This is a genomic window from Roseateles sp. P5_E11, from assembly GCF_054049355.1.
The window spans coordinates 1-713 of sequence record NZ_JBFUMO010001151.1; the positions used below are offsets into that span (position 1 = coordinate 1).

At 62.8% G+C, this 713-nt stretch carries 2 protein-coding genes; both read right to left on the minus strand.

All coding sequences use genetic code 11. From position 1 onward, the window contains the following. On the minus strand, window positions 1–161 hold a 161-nt coding region (locus ACXJKR_RS34015), incomplete at its 3' end, for a type II toxin-antitoxin system RelE/ParE family toxin (protein ID WP_457326618.1). Next, window positions 162–428, minus strand: coding sequence for a type II toxin-antitoxin system ParD family antitoxin (locus tag ACXJKR_RS34020; protein WP_457326617.1), 267 nt, complete (start codon window positions 426–428; stop codon window positions 162–164). Between the last annotated feature and the right edge of the window lie 285 nt (window positions 429–713).

The window sequence follows — 713 nt, forward strand, 5'->3', positions numbered from 1 at the left end:
CCCCTATTGCGTCCCATCGTGGGTTGCGTAGCCCAGAGAGAAAGTTTCTCGTCCAGGCCATCCACCCAGCGATCAGCCTCAGCGAGGCTGTCTTCGGCGATGTAGCCCCAGATCTCGAGGATGTCGGCCTCTGCCAACGGCCGCCGAGTGACGCGCGCCATCTACTCCGCCGTCGACTTGGTCGTGCGGCGGGCACGGGCTTTCGCCTTCACGGCGGTAGCGTCCCATTGCTCGCTGGGACCACTGTCGAGGCCCTTGCGAACCTCGCGGCGCAGTTCATCAAACTTGACCTGCCGAAGGCGGTCCTGCTCGTCCATCAGCCGAAGTGCCTCGCGCACGACCTCGCTGGCTGATGAGTACATGCCCGAGTCGACCTTCGCGCGGACAAGTTCCTCAAGCTGCGGTGTGAGGTTCACGTTCATGCCCATGACTTGGTCCTCTCAGAGAAGGGAGGAATTTATCAGAAAGTGTCAAAGATTGACATCGCGCTTGCAGTGACGCTGCGCACAGGTGAGTGCGGAATCAGCCGCCGGGCTTGTTTGCACGAGCGACCGAAACAAGCAGCTTTGGCCGCCGCTCAGGCAGCGGCTTGCGCGTCGGCCTTCAGCCCAAACTGCATCGCCGCCAACTTCGCATACAGCCCGCCGCGCGCTACCAGCTCATCATGCCGGCCGATGTCGACGATGCRCCCGGCGTCCAGCACGACGATGCGA

Bases quoted from the DNA above. Each gene is read 5' to 3' on its own strand.
- ACXJKR_RS34020 (WP_457326617.1), bottom strand. From the start codon at position 428: ATGGGCATGAACGTGAACCTCACACCGCAGCTTGAGGAACTTGTCCGC.